Origin of the sequence: Devosia sp. Root436 (assembly GCF_001426345.1) — a bacterium.
Lineage (GTDB): Bacteria > Pseudomonadota > Alphaproteobacteria > Rhizobiales > Devosiaceae > Devosia.
In genome coordinates this window covers 279,529-294,107 of the sequence record NZ_LMEM01000013.1, presented here as the reverse complement: position 1 = coordinate 294,107, position 14,579 = coordinate 279,529, and the positions used below count along the sequence as shown (strand labels likewise).

The 14,579-nt window shown below is 64.2% G+C and carries 14 protein-coding genes; 5 read left to right on the top strand and 9 right to left on the bottom strand.

Features of this window, described 5'->3' with window-relative positions; translation table 11 throughout:
* Window positions 1-179: 179 nt before the first annotated feature.
* Window positions 180-695: a CAP domain-containing protein gene (locus ASD04_RS16205; protein ID WP_056259255.1), complete on the bottom strand. Its 516-nt coding sequence runs from the start codon at window positions 693-695 to the stop codon at window positions 180-182.
* Window positions 696-702: 7 nt separating this feature from the next.
* Window positions 703-1,512 (bottom strand): aminoglycoside phosphotransferase family protein, encoded by an 810-nt coding sequence (locus ASD04_RS16200; protein ID WP_162245150.1) that lies wholly within the window; start codon window positions 1,510-1,512, stop codon window positions 703-705.
* A gap of 258 nt (window positions 1,513-1,770) precedes the next feature.
* Between ASD04_RS16200 and ASD04_RS19645 the strand changes: the two genes are divergently transcribed.
* Window positions 1,771-1,947 carry a hypothetical protein gene (locus tag ASD04_RS19645; protein WP_162245149.1) on the top strand — a complete coding sequence of 59 codons (177 nt, stop codon included), beginning with the start codon at window positions 1,771-1,773 and terminating at the stop codon, window positions 1,945-1,947.
* A 186-nt stretch (window positions 1,948-2,133) separates the two neighbouring features.
* On the opposite strand, the gene uxaC is transcribed toward ASD04_RS19645, so the two are convergent.
* Entirely contained in the window at window positions 2,134-3,540 is a 1,407-nt protein-coding gene (gene uxaC, locus ASD04_RS16195) for a glucuronate isomerase (protein ID WP_056259249.1), read from the bottom strand.
* Window positions 3,541-3,756: 216 nt separating this feature from the next.
* On the opposite strand from uxaC, the gene ASD04_RS19525 reads away from it, so the two are divergent.
* From ASD04_RS19525 to ASD04_RS19755, 4 genes are all read left to right on the top strand, one after another.
* Entirely contained in the window at window positions 3,757-3,924 is a 168-nt protein-coding gene (locus tag ASD04_RS19525) for a hypothetical protein (protein ID WP_156461291.1), read from the top strand.
* Window positions 3,925-4,056: 132 nt separating this feature from the next.
* Window positions 4,057-4,728: a response regulator transcription factor gene (locus ASD04_RS16190; RefSeq protein ID WP_056259246.1), complete on the top strand. Its 672-nt coding sequence runs from the start codon at window positions 4,057-4,059 to the stop codon at window positions 4,726-4,728.
* Window positions 4,729-4,956: 228 nt separating this feature from the next.
* Window positions 4,957-7,431 carry an extracellular solute-binding protein gene (locus tag ASD04_RS16185; RefSeq protein ID WP_056259244.1) on the top strand — a complete coding sequence of 825 codons (2,475 nt, stop codon included), beginning with the start codon at window positions 4,957-4,959 and terminating at the stop codon, window positions 7,429-7,431.
* Window positions 7,432-7,673: 242 nt separating this feature from the next.
* Window positions 7,674-7,844, top strand: coding sequence for a hypothetical protein (locus ASD04_RS19755; RefSeq protein ID WP_200940277.1), 171 nt, complete (start codon window positions 7,674-7,676; stop codon window positions 7,842-7,844).
* Between the two features lie 130 nt (window positions 7,845-7,974).
* On the opposite strand, the gene ASD04_RS16180 is transcribed toward ASD04_RS19755, so the two are convergent.
* The 6 genes from ASD04_RS16180 to ASD04_RS16150 all read right to left on the bottom strand — a co-directional run bounded on the left by ASD04_RS16180 (window position 7,975) and on the right by ASD04_RS16150 (window position 14,537).
* Window positions 7,975-9,522 (bottom strand): tripartite tricarboxylate transporter permease, encoded by a 1,548-nt coding sequence (locus ASD04_RS16180; protein WP_056259240.1) that lies wholly within the window; start codon window positions 9,520-9,522, stop codon window positions 7,975-7,977.
* A 15-nt stretch (window positions 9,523-9,537) separates the two neighbouring features.
* Window positions 9,538-10,020, bottom strand: coding sequence for a tripartite tricarboxylate transporter TctB family protein (locus tag ASD04_RS16175; protein WP_056259238.1), 483 nt, complete (start codon window positions 10,018-10,020; stop codon window positions 9,538-9,540).
* A complete protein-coding gene (locus ASD04_RS16170; RefSeq protein WP_056259235.1) occupies window positions 10,017-10,955 on the bottom strand; it encodes a tripartite tricarboxylate transporter substrate binding protein in 939 nt (312 codons plus the stop codon). The genes ASD04_RS16175 and ASD04_RS16170 overlap by 4 nt, the downstream gene beginning before the upstream one ends.
* A gap of 166 nt (window positions 10,956-11,121) precedes the next feature.
* The gene (locus ASD04_RS16165) at window positions 11,122-12,966 is read right to left on the bottom strand and encodes an EAL domain-containing protein (protein WP_056259232.1); all 1,845 of its coding nucleotides are present in this window, start codon (window positions 12,964-12,966) and stop codon (window positions 11,122-11,124) included.
* A gap of 306 nt (window positions 12,967-13,272) precedes the next feature.
* Window positions 13,273-13,908: a hypothetical protein gene (locus ASD04_RS16155; RefSeq protein WP_056259229.1), complete on the bottom strand. Its 636-nt coding sequence runs from the start codon at window positions 13,906-13,908 to the stop codon at window positions 13,273-13,275.
* Complete coding sequence (locus tag ASD04_RS16150) at window positions 13,905-14,537, bottom strand: hypothetical protein (RefSeq protein WP_156461290.1); 633 nt, start codon at window positions 14,535-14,537, stop codon at window positions 13,905-13,907. Before ASD04_RS16150 ends, ASD04_RS16155 begins: the two co-directional genes overlap by 4 nt.
* Between the last annotated feature and the right edge of the window lie 42 nt (window positions 14,538-14,579).

The window sequence follows — 14,579 nt, the reverse complement described above, 5'->3', positions numbered from 1 at the left end:
AATCGATCCGACACCGCAGCCGCGATCTGGGTCGCCATCCAGATCGCGGCATCCAAAAGGATGGCACGAGCTAACCACAAAGCGCTAATACAAGGGCTACTGATAGACCGAGCCAAGAGTAGCCCTCATGGTGAGGTGCGCTTCTTCAGCGCCTCGAACCACGAGGGCGTGGCTTGGCGCTAGCCGCCGGCCCACGCCTGGAAACTGCCGCCAGCGATCATGGCCCAGTAGAGCTTGCCGCCGGGGCCGCGGGCGGCGGCGAGGCCGAATTCGACGAAGCGGTGGCTGAGCAGGGTGGAGCGATGGCCCGAGGAGTCCATCCAGCCGCCGATAATGCCCTGCAGGTCCTTGTAGCCCTTGCCGACATTCTCGCCCACGGCGCCGAGATAGCCGGCGGCGGTGACGCGCTCGCGCAGGGTGACGCCCAGATCGTGGCTCAGCGTATTCTGCTGCGCCATGAGGCGGGCCTGGGAGCGGGCGGCGTCCTCGAGCCTGGCATTGTAGGTCCAGGGCGGCGCGCCATTGGCCTTACGCACGGCATTGATGGCGGCGAGGATTTCCTCGTCAGTGAGCGTTTCGGGCGTGCTGGCGCCCTTGGGCAGCATCGGGATGGTGGTGGAACAGGCGGCAAGCGCCGTGGCCGCGGTGAACAGAAGGAAGCCGCGGCGCGTCGTGGTGAGCATCGGAAGGTCCATGGTGGCATCAGGCCTGGTCGTAAGCGCTGAGCAGGTTCGGCAGGCAGGCGAGCAGGCCGGTGATGGGCGTGCCATCGGCCAGATCCCAGCAGGCCGAGAGAGCGGCATGGGCGGCGGCCCAGCCCAGCATGCGCTTGCGCGGATAGTTCAGGCGTTCAGACAGGATATCGGCGCGGGCGGCAATGCGGCGCGGATCGGCGGCGATATTGCCGGCATGCTTGGGATTGATGAAGACATTGGCGACATCGTAGGCCGGATCGCCGATGAGCCCCTTGGGATCGATGGCGAGCCAGCCCCGATCGGAGGACATGATATTGTCGTGGTGCAGGTCGCCATGGAGCGGAAGCTGCGCGCTGGGCCGGTCGAACAGCTTGAGCGCTATGCCGCAGGCGCGGGCATAGAGATCGCGGGCCGTGTGGGGCCAGGCCCGCACCTCGGTATCGAACAGCGTCTGGAAGCGGTCGCGCAGCGGCTCGAGATCGTCAGGCGCGCCGGGGCGGGGGCGATGGAGATTGGCCACCACGGTAGCGATGGCGATGGTCGCCTCATCGTCGCGGCCGGCGCGGACGGGCTCGCCCAGCGTACCGCCGTCGAGCCATTCCATGAAAATCGTGTCCCCATGGATGTCGAAGACGGTGGCCGCGCCGTCGCCCTCATACCATTGCAGCAGGCGGGCGCCCCTGCCCTCCTCCTCGGCAACGACAGGCTTCAATATCTTGAGGGCGCCGAAATTGCGGCCATTCTGCTCGACACGAAAAATCCAGCTCCGCGGCGTATCCGCCACCGGGGTCGATTTGGTCAGGGACCAGCGGATCATGGCGCGGCTAAGCGCGGTTTCTACGGGCGACTGATTCATCATTGCCGCTATTAGAGCAGATGGGGGAGCGTTTCGACAGGGTGGGTGCTGATTGCCGGAAAACTTGATGAAATCATGACGGTAACCGCCGGGTAAGGCTGCCGGTTGGCACAGTGGCAACCCTAAAGCGAGGAAGGGCTGGCGCGGCAAGGCTTCTTTACCGGTAGCGGGCGCAGAGTCGGTGAACGCGAAAGCAAGTCCATCAGGGGGGAACTTGGAATGACGCATCAACCTTATGAAGAGCGGCGTGAACCGACCCGGCTCGCCGACATCATCGCCGCCGACGAAGTGCATCCGACGCTGGGCCGGCAGGTGCTCAACGGGCTTGGCGGCTTGCTGGTGCTGATGGTGACCGGCGTGGTCATCGTGGCGCTGGTATTGTGGAAGTCGCCTTAGGCGGAACGATTGATCTCGCAGTCGTTTCCCTCCCCTTTGCGGGGAGGGATCAAGGGTGGGGGGTGCTTGGCCCTTATATCGGGGCTCCCGCACCCCCACCCGCTCGATCACGGACTTAGCGAAGGGCTAAGTCCTATCTCGTTCTCACTCCCCGCAAGGGGGAGGGAGAACTCCGCGCTCAACCCATCATTTGATCTTGTAGGCATCCTTGGCCGCCTGGTAGCTCAGGTGTTTGGCGATATCGCGGGCCGTGGATCTGGCGATGCGGTTTTCGCCGACCCAGCGGCCGAGGAAGCCGCAGACTTCGCGGCGCCAGACATCGTGGCGGGCGGGGATGGAAAGCAGGGCGCGGGTATCGTCGTTGAAGCCGGCGAGGTTGTAGAAACCGGCGCTTTCCACCACCTGGTCGAGATAGCGGCGGATGCCCTGCGGACTGTCATGGAACCACCAGGGCGGGCCGATCATCAGGCTCGGCCAGTAACCGGCCATAGGCGCCAGCTCGCGGGCATAGGTGGTTTCGTCGAGCACGAACATGATGAGCCGCAAATTGGGCTCGTTGCCGGCCCGGCCGAGCAGCGCCTTTAGGCCGTTGACGTAGTCGGTGGTGCCGGGAATGTCGGCGCCCAGATCGGTGCCGCGCTCGGCAAAGAGCAGCGGATCGGTGTTGCGGCGCGAGCCGGCGTGAAGCTGCATGACCATGCCGTCTTCGACCGACAGCAAAGCCATTTCGGTCATCATCTGGGCGCGGAACAGCTCGGCATCGTTGGCGTCGTGCCGGCCGGAGAGGACCTTGTCGAGCAGAGCCTGCTTTTCGGGGGCCGAGAGGTCGGCCGTATTGGCCGTGGGCACGCCATGGTCGGTGGCGACGGCGCCGAAGCGGCGGAAATATTCGCGGCGGTTGCGGTGGGCATTAAGGAGGCCGGCCCAGGTGGCGATGTTCTCGCCGGTGATCTCGCCGAATTTCTGCAGGTTTTCGACGATGGCCGCGCGGCTGGGATCGGTCACGTCATCGGGGCGATAGGTGGTGCGGACGCGGCCGATCGTGCCGTTCTGCTCCATCTTCTGGTGGTGGACCAGCGGATCGAGCGCGAATTCGGTGGTGGCGATGACTTCGACGCGGGCGCGGTCGAGCAAAGCATGCGGCAGCAAAGCCGGCGTGGCGAGAGCCGCGTCGATGGTGTCGTAGATGGCGTCGGCGGTGGCGGGGGAGAGTTCCTGGGTGATGCCGAAGGCCCAATCGAGCGAGTGATCGATCCAGGTCTTGGACGGTGTGCCGGCAAAAAGATGATAATTGGCGGCAAAGAGGCGCCAGGCATCGCGGCCCGACGCGACCGGCTTGCCATCCTTGCGGGGCACGCCGAGATCGTCATAGCTGAGGCCGCGGCTGCGCAGCATGCGCAGCACGTAATGATCGGGCGTGAGGAACAGGGCCGCCGGATCGGAGAAGCGGCCATTGTCGGCGAACCACGATGGATCGGTGTGACCATGCGGGCAGATCAGCGGCAGGTCGCGGACTTCGGGATAGAGCTCGCGCGCAATGGACTGGGCGGGCTCGGAAGCGGGAAACAGGCGGTCTGGGTGCAAATGGGTCATGGCGGGGTTTTGCCATGAACCTGGCGGCAGATCAACGGACTTCCATACAAGATCAACACCTGTGGCATTTTATGTAAATTAACCGCATTGCAAGGATCACGTTCGTCGCAGAGAGGCGCGGGATTACCCTTCCGGTGGCGGGTGAGAAACAGCGCGAACGCGGCTGCCCAAGGCACATATCCGGTCGGATAGACCGGCGGCTGAGGGGTGATCAAAATGGTCCATATCGAGGGCGACGAGGCGGAAAGCGTGCTGAGTGCGGCGCGGCAGCAAGCGCGGGCCACGGGCTATGTGCAGCGCGCGCAGGTCATGCTGATGGCGGCGGGAATTGCGGCTTTCGGTATCGTGGCGGTGGCGGCCACAATGATGACGACTCTGCTTTAGAGTTCCCGGCTTACACAGCGTCATTCCCGCGAAAGCGGGAATCTCCGTTTTTGCAGTGGCTGTCCGAAGGGGATTCCCGCTTTCGCGGGAATGACGCAGTGATAGTGTGCGCCCGAGGAGATCACCCGCTGCATGCGAATCCTGCTTGTTGAAGACAATGAAGACCTGGGCGAGGCGATCGAGAAACGCCTGCGCAGCGCCGGCCATTCGGTGGAATGGGTGAAGGATGGCGCCGAGGTGGTTTCGGCTGCCGAGGGCGATGATTTCGACGCGGTGGCGCTCGACCTGATGCTGCCCAATCGCGACGGCATCAGCCTCATCGCCGAGCTGCGGAAACACAAATTCAATGCGCCGATCCTGGTGATCACGGCGCGCTCGGAAATCGACGACAAGGTGAGCCTGCTCGATCTCGGGGCGGATGACTATCTCGTCAAGCCCTTCGACCTGCGCGAGCTCGAAGCGCGGTTGCGGGCGCTGATCCGGCGGACAGGCGGGCAAACAACGAGCACGCTGGGCGTGGGGAACCTCGAAATGGATCTGGCGGGGCTCAATGCCAGCGTCGAGGGACGGTCGCTAGAGCTAGGGCGGCGCGAATTCCGGCTGCTGGAAATCCTGGTCACCAATGCCGGCAAGGTGGTGCCGAAGGAGCGGCTGATGAATCAGCTGTTCAACTTCGACGAGGCGGTTTCGGTCAATGCGCTGGAGCTGCATATCTCGCGGCTGCGCAAGAAGCTGGAAGCGGCGGATATCGAGATCGGGACAGTGCGCGGGGTGGGCTATGTGGTGCGGGCGCCGCATGGGTAATTCGCTCTATTGCGCCTTGACCTCGACGTCACCCTCCCCCTTGAGGGGAGGGCAAGCAAAGCTTGGCGCGCAGCGCCTAGCGGCGCTCGGGAGGGGGTTGTGTCACAGGCACCCGACTCGCGGAGAGATACCCCCTCCCTGCTCGATCACGGACTTAGCAAAGGCTAAGTCCTATCTCGCTTCCCTCCCCACAAGGGGGAGGGTGGCCTTGGTGGTTGAGTTGGCACTGTGACCGACCGAGACATCAAATCCTTCTCCATCCGCCGGCGCATCGTGGCGCTGGCGCTGGCGCTGCTGCTGGGTGCGGCGGTGGTGCTGATCGTGTTCATCCGCGACTATGCGGAACGGGCGGCGGATCGGGCATTCGACCGGCTGCTGGCGGCGTCGGCGCTGACCATTGCCGGGGCGGTGCAGGTTGAGGACAACACGGTGACGGTGGAGCTGCCGTTTGCCTCGTTCGGCATGTTTTCGGGGCGGGACCGGGTATTCTATGCGGTGGAAGACCCCGGTGGCCGCGCCGTAACGGGCTATGCCGACCTGTCGGAAGCGATGCCGGAGATGACATCGGCTGGGCCGGTTTTTGCCGATGCGACCTATCGCGGGGAACTGGTACGGGTGGCCAGCGTGGGGCGGCTGACCTCGTCGGGCGGCGACGCCGATTGGGTAACCATCCATGTGGCGGAAACGCAGAGCGAGCGCGAGGCGCTGGCTTGGGAAATCCTCTCCAATGCCATCGTGCCTGTGGTGGCGCTGACGCTGCTGGCCATCGCGCTGGTGTGGTTCGGCATCGGACGCATGTTCGCGCCGCTCTATCAGCTCGAACAGGAATTGCGCGGGAGGGCGCCGGATGACCTCAGCCCGGTGGATGTGCCGGTGCCGGTGGAGGTGAGCCATCTCGTGAGCGGACTCAATGCCTTCATGGCGCGGCTCGGCAGCGCCATGGAGCGCGTGACGGGGCTGGTGGCCGAAGCGGCGCATGAAGTGCGCACGCCGCTGGCCTCGCTGCGGGCGCAGGCGGAAGTGGCGATGGATGAGCAGGACCCCGAGGCCCTGCGGGCGCGGGTGCGGCGCATTCATCAGGGGGCGGTGCAGGCGAGCCAGCTGGTTTCGCAATTGCTGATGGAAGCAACGATTTCGCACCGGCTGGAAAACCAGGAAACGGACACCACGGCATTCGGGACGGTGGTGGAGGATGTGCGCCAGCGCCTGGACCCCGACCAAGCAGTGCGACTGGTGGTTGACCTGCCCGAGACGGTGGCGGTGTCTCAAATCCGCGGCGACCGCGTGGCATTGCGCGAAATGGTGCGCAATGTGGTGGATAATGCGCTGGTCTATTCGGATGGGCCGGTGGAGATCGGCGGCAGCATAAACGAGGGCATGATGACCATGGCGGTGCTCGACCGGGGGCCGGGCATTGCCGAGGCGGAGAAGCCTGTCGTGCTGGAGCGCTTCAAGCGCGGCGCGGCGAGCGGGACGCGGGCCGGCTCGGGGCTGGGGCTATCCATCGTCAGGCGGGTGGTCGCAGCGCATCGCGGGGCGTTGCGGCTGAAAGACCGGGAGGGCGGAGGGCTGGTGGTGGAGATCGACCTGCCACTGGTGGGGCGGAACGCCAAGGTGGAGCAGTTGCGGCGAGCGCTGGGGAGCCTGTCGGCGCTGGTGCTATGCCTGCTGCTGGTGGATATCCACCCGGCGGGCGCCGTGTCCTCGACCTATCCTGCGCCCGATGGCGGCATAGCGACGGTGCTCACCATTGTCGGCACCACCGATACGCCGCTCTTTGCCGAATTCATCGCCGGTTTCCAGGCACTGCATCCTGACGTCACGGTGGAATATGACGAGCAGGACTCGCTGCCGATGTATGAACAGTTCCTGGCGGGCGACATGGCCGCGAAGCCGGACCTGCTGATCAGCTCGGCGTCGGACCTGATGATCAAGCTGGCCAATGACGGCCATGCCATGGCCTATGACAGCCCGTTTCTCGGGGCCCTGCCCGAATGGGCACATTGGCGCAACGAGGTGTTCGGCTTCACCTTCGAGCCGGCTGTGATCATCTACAATCCTGATCGGATCAGCGCCGCCGAGGTGCCACGCACGCATCTGACGCTGGCGGAAATGCTGGAGACACAGACCGAGCGATTGCGCGGGGCGATTGCCACCTATGACATCGCCGTCAGTGGCGTGGGCTATCTGCTGGCATCGCAGGACCAGGTGATTTCGTCGAACTTCTGGCGGCTGGCGGCGGCCTTTGGGCGCGTCGGGGCGGTGTTTTCGGGGTCGAGCCCCGCCATTCTCAACGGGGTAGCCGACGGGTCGCTGGCGCTGGGCTATAATGTGCTGGGCTCCTATGCCTTTGCGCGCAAGGCAGCGGGCGCCAATATCGAAATCGTGGTGCCTGACGACTATGTGCTGGTGCTGACCCGCGCCATGCTGATCCCGCGCGATGCGCCCTACCCCGATCTCGGCCGGGCTTTTGTCGATTTCGCGCTGTCTCCGGCGGGACAGGCCATTGCGGCCGGGCAGACGGCTTTGGGCTCGGTGGTCGCGGGGGCGGAGGGCGAATGGACCAGCGAGGCCATTGCCGCGCGCGGACGCGGGGTGATCCAGCCCATTCCGCTGGGGCCGGCGCTGATGGTGTCGCTGGACCAGCAAAGGCGGAAGCGGTTTCTGGATAGCTGGGGCGAGATCGTTTCGCCCAAACCTTGAGCACCACTCTCTTTAGGAGAGGTGGTGAGGCCATGTCAGCCATGCGCCCCACGCATGAATGAGACCTTTGTCTTAGCATTTCAGCGCGAATCCACGCCTTCTCATCGACTGCACCGCGTTAGTTGCATGAAACGCATGGCTGGCTTGACCATTGTGGCCTAGCGAAAAGGGCCGGACGGGCCCATCTGTTCACTCATGAAAGCGACCCGGCAATTCGGCCCGGTCTTTGGAGGAATTGGCAAATGAGCACCCCGCGCAAGAATTTCTTTGCGACCCTTGGCACTTTCGTCGACGTGTTCGGCAGCGCTGCTGCCGTCTCGAACGCGGTTGAGGCCGGGCGGGCGCCCAAGGCCAAGCATCTGAGGACCCTCGGCATCGACCCCGGCGCTTTCCGTTCGATCGGCAAGCTCTAAGTCTCCCTGGCGCGGGGCGCTTGCCTCCCTGTGTGTGACCTGCGCCGAGCAGTCGGTTGAATGTGAGAAAGCCCGGATGCCTGAACAAGGCATCCGGGCTTTTGCTTCTGCGTCCACAGGAAAGTAGCTCTCAATCCTCGTCGGCCGCGAGTTGGCTGAAGACCTGGCCCTTGCCGCGCAGGCGGAACCAGAGCGGAACCAGCACCGCCGCCGCAGCGATGACGTAGAGGCTGATGGCCAGGGGTGAATGCACCAGCACCATCGGATCGCCCTGGCTGATGGCCAAGGCCCGGCGCAGTTGCTGCTCTGACAGCGGGCCCAGGATGAGCCCGATGACAACAGGGGCGATGGGATATCCGAAGCGGCGCAGTACATAGCCCAGGATGCCGAAGCCCAGCAGCATCATCAGCTCGAATGAGAAGCGCAGGCCGAACAGATTGCCGGACATGGCACCATTGGCACCAAGCGTTCCCAGCGTGGCAAAGAGCAGGATGCCGGCATAGAGCCAGGGCTTGGGCACGGTGAGCAGCCGCACCCAGACACCGATCAGCGGCAGGTTGAGCACCAGCAGCATGAAATTGGCAACCAGCAGGCTGGCGATAAGCGCCCAGACCAGTTGGGCATTGTTGGTGAACAGCAAGGGCCCCGGCTGCAGGCCGAATTGCTGGAAGCCAGCCAGCATGATGGCCGCGGTGGCCGTGGTGGGCAGCCCCAGCGTGAGCAACGGCATCAGCGTGCCGGCGGCAGAGGCATTGTTGGCTGCCTCGGGACCGGCCACCCCTTCGATGGCGCCATGGCCGAATTCTTCCGGGTGCTTGGTCAGACGACGCTCGGCCGCGTAGGAAAAGAACGTGCCGATCTCGGCACCACCGGCAGGCATGGCGCCGATGGGGAAGCCGATGAGGGTGCCGCGCAGCCAGGCTGGCCAGGAGCGCTTCCAATCCTCCATCGTCATCCAGATCGAGCCTTTGACGGCCACGATGTCATCGTCGAGACCGCCTCGGGCGGCAGCGACGACGAGGGTCTCGCCGATGGCGAACAGGGCCACGGCCAGGGTCGTCACCTCGATACCATCGAGCAGGTCCGGTATGCCGAAGGCCAGGCGCGCCTGCCCGGTTTGCAGGTCGATGCCGATGACGCCCAGCCCGAGCCCGATGAAGAGGGCCGTGACGCCGCGCAGCGCGCTATCGCCAAAGGCCGCCGAGACGGTGACAAAGGCCAGCACCATCAGCGCAAAATAATCGGCCGGGCCAAAGGAAATGGCGATCCTGACCAGCCAGGGCGCAACGAAGGCCATGGCCAGCGTGGCGATCAGCCCGGCCACGAAGGAGCCGATGGCAGCGGTGGCCAGAGCCGGACCGCCCCGGCCCTTGCGCGCCATCTTGTTGCCCTCGAGCGCGGTGACGATGGAGGCGGATTCACCGGGCGTATTGAGCAGGATGGAGGTGGTGGAGCCGCCATACATGCCGCCGTAATAGATGCCGGCGAACATGATGAGCGAGCCGGCGGGATCGAGGCGATAGGTAACGGGCAGCAACAGGGCCACCGTCAGGGCCGGGCCGATGCCTGGGAGAACGCCCACGGCCGTACCCAGGGTCACGCCGATGAAGGCGTAGATGAGGTTCTGCCATTGCAGGGCAGCGGCAAAGCCGGCCGCCAGAAGTCCGAAAGTGTCCATGGTCGTCCTTCCCGATCAGGGAATCAGGCGCTCAAGCGGCCCGGCAGGCAGGGAAAGCTGCAAACCGCGGGCAAAAATGAACCATACGATGAAAGCGAAAACGGCGCCGCACAGGAAGGTGAACCACATCGGTCCCCTGCCGAACGCCTTGGCGGTGCAGGCGACCAGAACGCCCGATGCCAGGGAAAAGCCGAGGCTCGAAACCAGCAGGATCTGGCCCAGCAATCCGCCCACGATCCACAGGGCCGGACCGTAGTTCTCCCTGGGCCGCGCAGGAAAGCTGCCGCGCCATGCCGAGACCGCGGTGCCAATGGCCAGAAGCAGCAGGCCGCCGGCAATGGCATAGGGGAAGACCTGGGGCCCGACGCGCGCCTGATGTGCAGGCAGGCGCATGATGCTGGTCTGCCAGAAAATGACCACGGCAATGCCCGCCAGGATAAGGGCAATGACAAACGCCGCCCCATCGGGGCGGCGTTGCGGGTTGGACCCAGTCGTCATTGGACGAGGCCGATATCTTTGAGAACCGTGGTGGTCGATTCGATGTCGGCGGCGAGCTGGGTGTCGAAGGCATCGCCATCGAGATACATATCCACCCAACCCTTGGTCTCGAGGATCGACTTCCAGGTTGCCGATTCCGCCATCTTCTTGATGTCGGCGGTGATGGCGGCCTTCTGCTCGTCGGTGATATCAGGAGCAGCGGCAATCATGCGCCAGTTTTCGACAGTCACGTCCACACCGGTTTCGGAGAGGGTGGGAATGCCATCCATCTGGTTTTCACCGGACATGGCCAGCGCGCGCAATTCACCGGCGGCGATCTGCGATTCAAATTCGCCATAGCCGGAAATGCCCACGGTCACCTGGCCGCCCAGCACGGCGGCAAGCGCCTCGCCACCGCCCGAATAGGCGATGTAGTTGACCTTGGTGGGATCGACGCCAACGGCCTTGGCAACAAGGCCAGCAATGATGTGATCGACGCCGCCGGCCGAGCCGCCGGCCCAGGACACCGAACCCGGATCGGCCTTGAGCTTGGCGACCAGGTCATCCATGCTCTGCAGCTCGGAGTTTGCCGGCACCACGATGACGTCGGATTCACCGATCAGGCGGGCGATCGGCGTGATATTGTCCAGAGTGACCGGCGAAGCATTGGTGAGAATGGCGCCGACCATCACATAGCCGCCGACGATCAGGGCATTGGCATTGCCGGATTCCTGCGTGGCGAACTGGGCCAGGCCGATAGTGCCGCCGGCACCGGGTACGTTGGTGACCTGCACATTACCCGAAATGCCTTCGGCGGTGAGAGCCTCCTGAATGGAGCGGGCGGTCTGGTCCCAGCCGCCGCCAGGGGCGGCAGGGGCCATGATGGTGTAGTCGGCAGCGAAAGCGGGAACAGCCATTGCGCCAGAGACGAGCGCAGCCAAGAGCAGCTTGTTCATAAGTCCTCCCATGTGAATATCCAGAACGTCATTGCGTTCGTGACGGGGAGAATAGGCGGCGTCCCTGTCACCGTCCTGTCACGTGGCGCGGGCGCCATGCGACTTTGGTCCAGTCGGATACTTGTCGGGCAGATTGCGCCAGCGGGCCGACAATTGCAACGCCGGCTCAGGCCGTGCGGCGTTCATCCGTATCGGCATCGCGCTTCTGGGCGAAGAGATCGAGCAGGTGGGTCGTATCCTCCACCGAGCCTGGGCGCGCATAGAGATAGCCCTGCCCCATGGTGCAGCCGAGTTCGGCGAGAATACGCGCCTGCTGCGGTGTCTCGATGCCTTCGGCCACCAGCTTCATGTCGAGCTTGCGGGCAATGTCGATGATGGAGCCGACCACCACGTCGCTGGCGCCATCGCTGCCGAGGCGGGAAACGAAGGAGCGGTCGATCTTGATGATATCGACCGGGAAGCTCAGCAGGTGGGTGAGCGAGGCAAAGCCGGTGCCGAAATCGTCGAGCGCCACAAGAAGCCCGCGCTGGCGCAGGGCGCTGACGGCGCGCGGCACCATCTGGTCATTGCCGCCGACATAGACCGATTCATTGACTTCGAGGACGATATGCTCGAGTGGCACCCCGGCGCGCTCGAAGGTCTCGACGATGCGGGTTTCGAGGTCGCCGCGCTGGAAGTCGCCCGTAGTGACATTGACGCCGACATGCTGGAAGGCGATGCCGAGATCGAGCCAGTGGCGTATATCTGATGCAATCTGGGTCAGCATCTGGCCAGTTAATTGCCAGGCGATGCGCGGGTCGGCCATGGCGGCGTGAAACTCGCCGGCTGCGGCGATGCGGCCGTCGAGCATGCGCATGCGCGCCAATGCCTCCAGCCCGACGATCTCGGCGGTATCGAGCCGGACGATGGGCTGATAATGGGCGACCATACGCTTTTCGGTCATGGCCTGGTCGACGGAGCGGACCATATTGGCGCGCTCCAGCATGGTGGTGCGCAGGCCGGGCACGAAGCGGACATAGCCGCCGCGCCGGGTTTCCTTGGCGTGATATAGGGCGAAATCGGCATTCTGGCTGAGCGAAGCGCCATCTGTGCCGTCGGGTCCGAACAGGGCGCCGCCGATAGTGATATGCGGATCGATGGTCTGGTCGCCGACCTGGATCAGGCCGCGGACTGCAGCGATCATGCGGGTAGCGGCATCCTGGAGGGCGGCATCGTCGTGGCAATCGGCAACCAGCACGGCGAATTCGTCGCCGCCCAGGCGGCAGGCGGTGAGCGAGGGATGGCAATCGGCAATGCGCTCGGCAACGGTGCGGATCAGCATGTCGCCGAAGACATGGCCGAGCGTGTCGTTGATCAGCTTGAGATGGTCGATATCGGCCAGCAGCAGGCCGAATGGCTCGTCCATGCCGATGGAGCGGCCCAGCATTTCATTGAAATGACCGCGATTGGGCAGGCCCGTCAGCGTGTCGAAATAGGCCAGGCGATGATTGCGCTGGCGCACCTGCTCGTGGTCGATGGCGATGGCGCACAGATGCAAGCAGGTCTGGACGATGCGGCGCTCCATGTCGTTGGGGCCGCGGCGGGTGCGATAATAGAAGGCAAAGGTGGCCACTACCCGGCCGTCACGATCGCGGATGGGGCTGGACCAGCAGGCACGCAGGCCGAGCGGTTCGGCGAGCGCCCGGTAGTCATCCCACAGCGGGTCCCGGCCGATGTCGGTGACGATGACGGGCTCGTTGCGAAACGCGGCCGTGCCGCAGGAGCCGGCCTGCGGCCCCATCGGCACGCCATCGATGGCGCTGGAATAGGCCAGCGGCAGGCTGGGCGCCGCCAGCGGATGCAGCAGGCCCTGGCTATCGACAGTCAGGATCGAGCAGACGATGCCGGGCGCCAATTCCTCGGCGCGGCGGCAAAGCAAATCCGCCACTGCCACGAGTGGTTCGCCGCAGGCGACCGCCTCCAGCACTTCTGTCTGGAGACGCAACAACAGACCGGTATCGCCTGGAATCATCGTGGACGCCTCAAATCCCGATGCAGGCTACGCGGGGCAAATGAAAGCGGCGTTCCGAAGATGGGTTGGATTGCGGGCGCGATCGTGGCGCATTGTTAACGACGTGACGGCATGTCGCGGCCGGAACGACCCGCAATGGCGCCGCTGATGACAGGGAGAATTTGTGGTGCCCGGGACCGGAATCGAACCAGTGACACGCGGATTTTCAATCCGACGTCATGCCCTATATTTCCGGGCTTCCGTCCGTCCATGTGCCATATATGTGTCATGGAAGGAGGCGGCCAATCGTCAATGCGGCTTTGCGTTTCAATCATCCCACTCAGCATAAAGATGCCCGCCGAACACGGCCACCACCTTGGCTATGGCCTTATGGCTGACGCGCCGAGCATCCTCCCTTGGCACAATTGATGCACACCCAAGCGCGCCAGTGAGTGAGCGCAGTCTCACACCACGGGCATTTGCTTCGGCAATGACGTCGGCCAAGATCGGCAGCAAAACGCGCACTGTCGGCTCCGTTTTTCGTATGCCGAGGCGGAATCGACGCCGCAGCACCGCGCGGGCGGTCCTTCCCAGCATTATGGCGATCTGCTCGTCGCTATGGGTGGGAGTGAGCTTCCGAAGAGCATCGTCCTCAGCGGCAGACCAGTTTCTCACCGGGGGCCCCAAGCGAAGCTTTCGGCTACGCATGTAGAGAGCCTCCCTGGTGCGACCCTTGAGGTGAGCTTCTGCTTTGGCCATATCTGGATAATATTGTCGGAGAATCTTGTCCTCGGCCGACGTCCACTCCCGATAGTGCGCCCGAACACCCAACAGTGCCGCCCGGATATGTATTGAGTTGGCAGTCCGATGCGGCAACTGCTGTATTAAGCCGCGAAAGACGCCCTGGCTGCCATATCGCTCTCGAATGAGATCGTCCTCCCATGGCTCATAATTGCGCCTCATAGGGGTTCAAACCTGGCGCGCAATCGCCCTCCGAGGGCAAGCACTGCTCGGTGGTGGACACCGTGATTTTGCTTGCCCCGCCATCGGCGCTTGGCGAAGTAGTTTCGGCTGCGGACAATCGCGTCCAGTTCGGTCAGCGGCATTCCGAGCGAATGCGCCCGCTGGTATATCTGATCGACTATGGGAATGCCGGAGGTCTTGGCTGACGACTTCGGTCGCCGATGACCACGCTTGTTCGCCGCCAAGCCGATTGCACGCCAGGTGCGTCCGGGGAAGGCGGCCAAAACCTCCTCACGCGTGCCGCTGCGATAAATGCGCAGCCGCAGGATTTCGTTGTCGCTCCATCGCGCGCGGGGCTTTGTGAGGCCGAGCCTAGCCGCCTTGCTGTAAACCGCAGGTTTCGTTCTTCTGGGAAGCACGGGGAACACGGCTCCGTACTCCGGATGCAGATCGACGAGCGGCGCCACCTCTCGGCCCTCCCAGAGGGGGTAACCGTTGGGGGTCACGCCGCGCAGCTCCACCAGCCGCCGCCCCCGCTCAGCGCTCGCCGCGCCTCGTGCAACCCATGAGAGTTCCATGTTCAGCTCCTCCGCGAAGGTGATCGGACACCGGGCGAGCGATTGCGGCAAGGCAAGTTTCGCGATTATGCTCGCGATTCACAGGGGCAGAGG

Bases quoted from the DNA above. Each gene is read 5' to 3' on its own strand.
- ASD04_RS16200 (WP_162245150.1), bottom strand. From the start codon at position 1,512: ATGATCCGCTGGTCCCTGACCAAATCGACCCCGGTGGCGGATACGCCG.
- uxaC (WP_056259249.1), bottom strand. From the start codon at position 3,540: ATGACCCATTTGCACCCAGACCGCCTGTTTCCCGCTTCCGAGCCCGCC.
- ASD04_RS19525 (WP_156461291.1), top strand. From the start codon at position 3,757: ATGGTCCATATCGAGGGCGACGAGGCGGAAAGCGTGCTGAGTGCGGCG.
- ASD04_RS19755 (WP_200940277.1), top strand. From the start codon at position 7,674: ATGAGCACCCCGCGCAAGAATTTCTTTGCGACCCTTGGCACTTTCGTC.
- ASD04_RS16165 (WP_056259232.1), bottom strand. From the start codon at position 12,966: ATGATTCCAGGCGATACCGGTCTGTTGTTGCGTCTCCAGACAGAAGTG.
- ASD04_RS16205 (WP_056259255.1), bottom strand. From the start codon at position 695: ATGGACCTTCCGATGCTCACCACGACGCGCCGCGGCTTCCTTCTGTTC.
- ASD04_RS19645 (WP_162245149.1), top strand. From the start codon at position 1,771: ATGACGCATCAACCTTATGAAGAGCGGCGTGAACCGACCCGGCTCGCC.
- ASD04_RS16155 (WP_056259229.1), bottom strand. From the start codon at position 13,908: ATGAGGCGCAATTATGAGCCATGGGAGGACGATCTCATTCGAGAGCGA.
- ASD04_RS16170 (WP_056259235.1), bottom strand. From the start codon at position 10,955: ATGAACAAGCTGCTCTTGGCTGCGCTCGTCTCTGGCGCAATGGCTGTT.
- ASD04_RS16180 (WP_056259240.1), bottom strand. From the start codon at position 9,522: ATGGACACTTTCGGACTTCTGGCGGCCGGCTTTGCCGCTGCCCTGCAA.
- ASD04_RS16175 (WP_056259238.1), bottom strand. From the start codon at position 10,020: ATGACGACTGGGTCCAACCCGCAACGCCGCCCCGATGGGGCGGCGTTT.
- ASD04_RS16190 (WP_056259246.1), top strand. From the start codon at position 4,057: ATGCGAATCCTGCTTGTTGAAGACAATGAAGACCTGGGCGAGGCGATC.